This is a genomic window from Psychromonas sp. (genome assembly GCF_983033635.1).
The window spans coordinates 1-4,377 of sequence record NZ_CEZLMY010000233.1 but is presented as its reverse complement, the minus strand read 5'-3'; the positions used below and the strand labels follow the sequence as shown (position 1 = coordinate 4,377).

The 4,377-nt window shown below is 37.1% G+C and carries 6 protein-coding genes; 5 read left to right on the top strand and 1 reads right to left on the bottom strand.

The window, feature by feature from the left end; translation table 11 throughout:
* The first annotated feature begins 73 nt into the window (after positions 1-73).
* The 5 genes from AC4GME_RS17605 (at position 74) to AC4GME_RS17585 (ending at position 3,496) form a co-directional block, all read left to right on the top strand.
* Entirely contained in the window at positions 74-358 is a 285-nt protein-coding gene (locus AC4GME_RS17605; RefSeq protein WP_490379920.1) for a hypothetical protein, read from the top strand.
* 190 nt (positions 359-548) lie between these two features.
* A complete protein-coding gene (locus AC4GME_RS17600) occupies positions 549-1,124 on the top strand; it encodes a sugar O-acetyltransferase (RefSeq protein WP_490379919.1) in 576 nt (191 codons plus the stop codon).
* Positions 1,125-1,283: 159 nt separating this feature from the next.
* The gene (locus AC4GME_RS17595) at positions 1,284-2,003 is read left to right on the top strand and encodes an SIMPL domain-containing protein (protein WP_490379918.1); all 720 of its coding nucleotides are present in this window, start codon (positions 1,284-1,286) and stop codon (positions 2,001-2,003) included.
* A 142-nt stretch (positions 2,004-2,145) separates the two neighbouring features.
* Positions 2,146-2,670: a GNAT family N-acetyltransferase gene (locus AC4GME_RS17590; protein WP_490378740.1), complete on the top strand. Its 525-nt coding sequence runs from the start codon at positions 2,146-2,148 to the stop codon at positions 2,668-2,670.
* A 373-nt stretch (positions 2,671-3,043) separates the two neighbouring features.
* On the top strand, positions 3,044-3,496 hold the full coding sequence (locus AC4GME_RS17585; RefSeq protein WP_490378741.1) for a DUF302 domain-containing protein: 453 nt from the start codon (positions 3,044-3,046) through the stop codon (positions 3,494-3,496).
* A 269-nt stretch (positions 3,497-3,765) separates the two neighbouring features.
* Here AC4GME_RS17585 and AC4GME_RS17580 read toward each other — a convergent pair whose 3' ends face one another.
* Positions 3,766-4,239 (bottom strand): diguanylate cyclase domain-containing protein, encoded by a 474-nt coding sequence (locus tag AC4GME_RS17580; protein ID WP_490379921.1) that lies wholly within the window; start codon positions 4,237-4,239, stop codon positions 3,766-3,768.
* Between the last annotated feature and the right edge of the window lie 138 nt (positions 4,240-4,377).

Below are 4,377 nucleotides of genomic sequence, written 5' to 3'. Positions count from 1 at the left end.
TCGGACTCTGTAATTGATCCGATCTAGTAGACACTTTAATCTAACAAGGTTTAGTTACCACAAGGATCCAATTATGAATGTGGATAAAGCAAAAAAACGTATCGCAAAGCAAGTTAAAAAAGGCTTCAATGGCTATCCTCAGGTTTCACTAGAGTACTTTGGTAAAACGTCGGATTCTGCAACTGAAGTTATTATTTCGTTCACTTTGGATGAGAACGCTAAACCACAAGATCAAAAGTTTGTGAGTAAAAATGACGCTCGAGAAGACGAAACTATTCAATCGACTCTAGTAAAAATAATAGAACGAACTAATGCTAATACAGTGACTGAAATCGCTGGTGTTTCGATCATTAACTGAAAGTGGCTCTAGAGTTTGGCTGGAAAATTTCTTTACCAAGTTACTGTTGTAAAATGAATATAATGAATTGCTGCACTCGGACTCGATGCAGTTGTTGCGGTTTTTCTAAAAACAAAAGCTAGCAAAAACAGCGCCAACCTACGCGCCAGTGTTTGCTGCGTTATGTTTCCGCACTGGTTCAGCCGATAGAATGGAAGAGAAATCGAAAATGAGTGAACTGAATAAGATGCTTTCGGGCGACATTTACGACCCTAGTGATGAAATGTTGTCTGAGATGCGCTCAAAAGCCAGAAACCTCACTTTCAAATACAATCAAACGACTAGAGCACAGAAAGATGAGAGAAATGACATTCTCTGTGAACTATTCGGGAGTATTGAAGGAAGCATCAAAATAGAGCCGAGTTTCAATTGTGATTATGGGAAGAACATCTCCGTTGGCGATAATTTTTATGTGAATTTCGGGTGCGTAATATTGGATTGTGCTGAGGTTAAATTCGGAAGTAATTGTTTTATCGGCCCACAGGTTGGTATCTATACTGCTTGTCATCCAATTAATCCCATTGAGAGAAACAGCAGTGTTGAATTTGCAAAGCCGATAGTTATTGGTGATAACTGTTGGATTGGTGGTCACGCAACAATTAATCCAGGAGTTACGTTAGGTGACAATGTTGTTGTTGCGTCAGGAGCAGTTGTCACCAAGAGCTTTTCTGACAATGTCGTTATCGGTGGAAATCCCGCTCGAGTACTTAAGAAAGTAGAAACATAACTAATAAGGATAGGTCGTGTGAGCAACGCGAACCACGACTTAATCCTATTGTTGAACAAGCCCTGGCGTTTATCTTTGCTATATTATAGTGAAATGGCATAGTTAATTTGGCCACCTACTTAGTGGGAATTATAATGTCTATATCTAAAGGAGATTCTCGTGCCACAAAATAGCAAAACGAGCGCGTTCATACTTGGAGTTTTTATATTCATCGGATTGTCAACGCTGGGGTACCTGCTAGGTAAAGCGGCAATTGAATATAAACAGTATGATCGAAGTGTGACAGTGAAAGGATTATCTGAACGTGAGTATGATGCGGATATTGTCATATGGCCTATTCAGTTTACCGCAACCGGTAATGATCTGGAGACACTATATAACTCGATTGAAAAAAACACTTCAAGGATTAAGGCGTTCCTTGGTAATAATGGAGTGAGTACCGAAGAGGTGACATTTGCATCCCCAGCCATAACTGATAAATCGGCTCATCAATATGGTAACAACGCTAAACCTGAATTTCGTTATACGGCTTTTCAAACTGTAACTGTTTATACAAAAAACATTAAAACTGTACGTTCTGTTATGAGTTCTCTATCCGAGCTTGGAAAGCAAGGCATTGTATTTACTGGTGGAAACTATCAATCACAGACAGAGTATATCTTCACAAGGCTAAATGAAGTCAAGCCTGAAATGATTGAAGAAGCCACAAGAAAAGCTAGAGAAGTGGCCGGAAAATTTGCTAGCGATTCTCAAAGCAAGCTGGGAAAAATAAAAAGCGCTTCGCAAGGGCAGTTCAGCATAAGTGCCCGAGACAAAAATAATCCTCATATAAAAAAGGTTCGAGTGGTATCAACTGTTGAATATTACTTATCAGACTAAAAGGTATAATAAGCGCTTAAAGCGGGACAAAATACAATTGACGCTGTTTCGCTACGCTACACATTATCAGCCAACTCAATACGGGTGTTAAGCTTCAAATAATCATTCTACTCCGGACCATATATCCGGTAAGAGATTTAAAATGAAAATAGTTATCAGACCAGAAAGAAAAGAAGATTTCGAAAAAATCACCGAGGTTAACGATCAAGCATTCGGACAACCCGAGGAAGGGAACCTAATAATAAACCTTCGGAAAACAACGGATTTTAATGCAAATTTATCTTTAGTTGCAGTCGATGTAGATAACGCTAAGACAGTAGGGCATATCCTTTTCTATCCAATCAAGATTAAATCAGATGATTCCGAGTTCCAAACATTAGCCCTTGCTCCCATGTCGGTTTTGCCTGAATTCCAAAGAAAGATGATTGGAAGCAAAATGGTTACAGAAGGATTAACAATGGCAAAAAATCAAGGTTATAAATCAGTCATTGTTCTGGGACATGTTGATTTTTACCCTAGATTTGGGTTCCAGCCAGCTTCAAGATGGGGGATTAATTGTCCGTTTGAAGTCACAAATGAGGCTTTTATGGCACTTGAACTTGTAGAAAAAGAGTTGGATAGAACCGAGGGAGTTGTGGTTTACCCTAAAGAATTCGATGATGTGTAACGTATTCTAACCTCAACTCGGGATAAGCAAATCGATACAGTACAGCTACTTTCACCTGTTTCAGCGTTAAATCAGCTCCAATAGCCAGCTATTGCTACGCTGATTTGCCTTGAACTACACCAAATTATCAACACTTTATGCTATAAAAATTTAACTCCATGATATTAAGGGGATTGCGCTTTCATTATCCCGAGCTAAGGTTATTATAAGAAAAAGCTTAATAAAAGTATGCAGCGGACAGCTTAATTATGGGCTAGTAATCACTCAATGTTTCAGCATTATTACTGTCTTCGTTGGGGCAGCGTGGGCTGCCGCTAGATACTAGCGTTAAGCGTTTTTTATTTATTTCTGCAACATTCAGAAAGGTTTCATTATGATAAAAATAATTTCGCGTACTATTTTTACATTAGTTTTCTCAAGTTCTGTTTTGGCAACTGAAACTTTGATTTCAATTGAGAGTAACCATACGGTTAAAGAAACTGCTGATCGCTTTGAAAAAATATTAGAAAATAAAGGCCTCACTATTTTTGCAAGAATAGATCATAGAAAAAATGCTTCCAGTGTTAACCTTGAATTAGCTCCCACCGAAGTTGTTATCTTTGGTAATCCTAAGGTTGGAACTCCGCTAATGCAGTGCTCAAAAAAAGTCGCTATAGACCTTCCTCAAAAAGCACTGTTCTGGGAAGATATAAATGGTCAGGCGTGGATTTCTTATAATAACCCTGAATACCTAAAAGAGCGTCATAACATCAAAGGTTGTGAACAGGTTATTAATAAAATCACCGATGTCCTTGGCAAGCTAAGTAAAGCAGCAACGTCTAAATAAACCGCGTTTAACAAGGCTATATTGCGTAACTTCGTATGCTGTCACATTTTGTGCAGAGCACAAAAAGCGCCACCATACTCCGTCCATAAATGGCGACGTTATTAAATAAGGTTGTAGAATGAAGTGTAATGTAGATCATTAGCATCTTTAGAAACAGCTTTTCAAGTAGTGCTGCTACCGCTTTGGATGAGATGAAAGAAAAAGACGCGAATCTAGGAGTAAAGGCCTTTTATTCGCCCTGTACTCCTGCAATTTCGACTATGGCTAAATTACTTTTTTCCACTTTCTTTTTCTTTGATTGATAGTGCAGCTGCTTTTTCAAGAGTACTTTGAAAATATTCACTTGCAGTATATTGTACAAGTCCAAAATTAAAGTTTGTTTTAAACATTAATCCCGATTTACTTTTTAGAGTAGTATTTGATAGCTCTAGCCTTACATTTGTTAGAAAAGATGTAATATTTGCTACAATTTCTTCTTTTATAAAAAGTACAAATTGATCATTACTATATCTGGCAATATCAAAATCTATATTTTCATTTTTAAATTTGTGCGTTAAAAATTTTGATATATAGAGAATGACATTATCTGCAATTAAGTTCCCATATTTGTCGGCAAGGTAATTGCAGTCATTTACATCAATAAAAAGCAATAAACCTTCATTTTTAAAAGCACCATCTTCTTTAATGGCATGGTTATAAATCCATTTTCTATTGAATATCTTTGTTAAAGAATCAAGATAGATTTAATCTTTTAAAGCGTTAATTTCATTTTTCATAGCAGCTAAAGTCGAGTTGATAGCTTTTAATTTACTTTCATCTTTCTCTTTAATCGCCTTTTGCGCGTCTTGTGTAACTTCAGTTAACGTGTCAATATTTTCGAC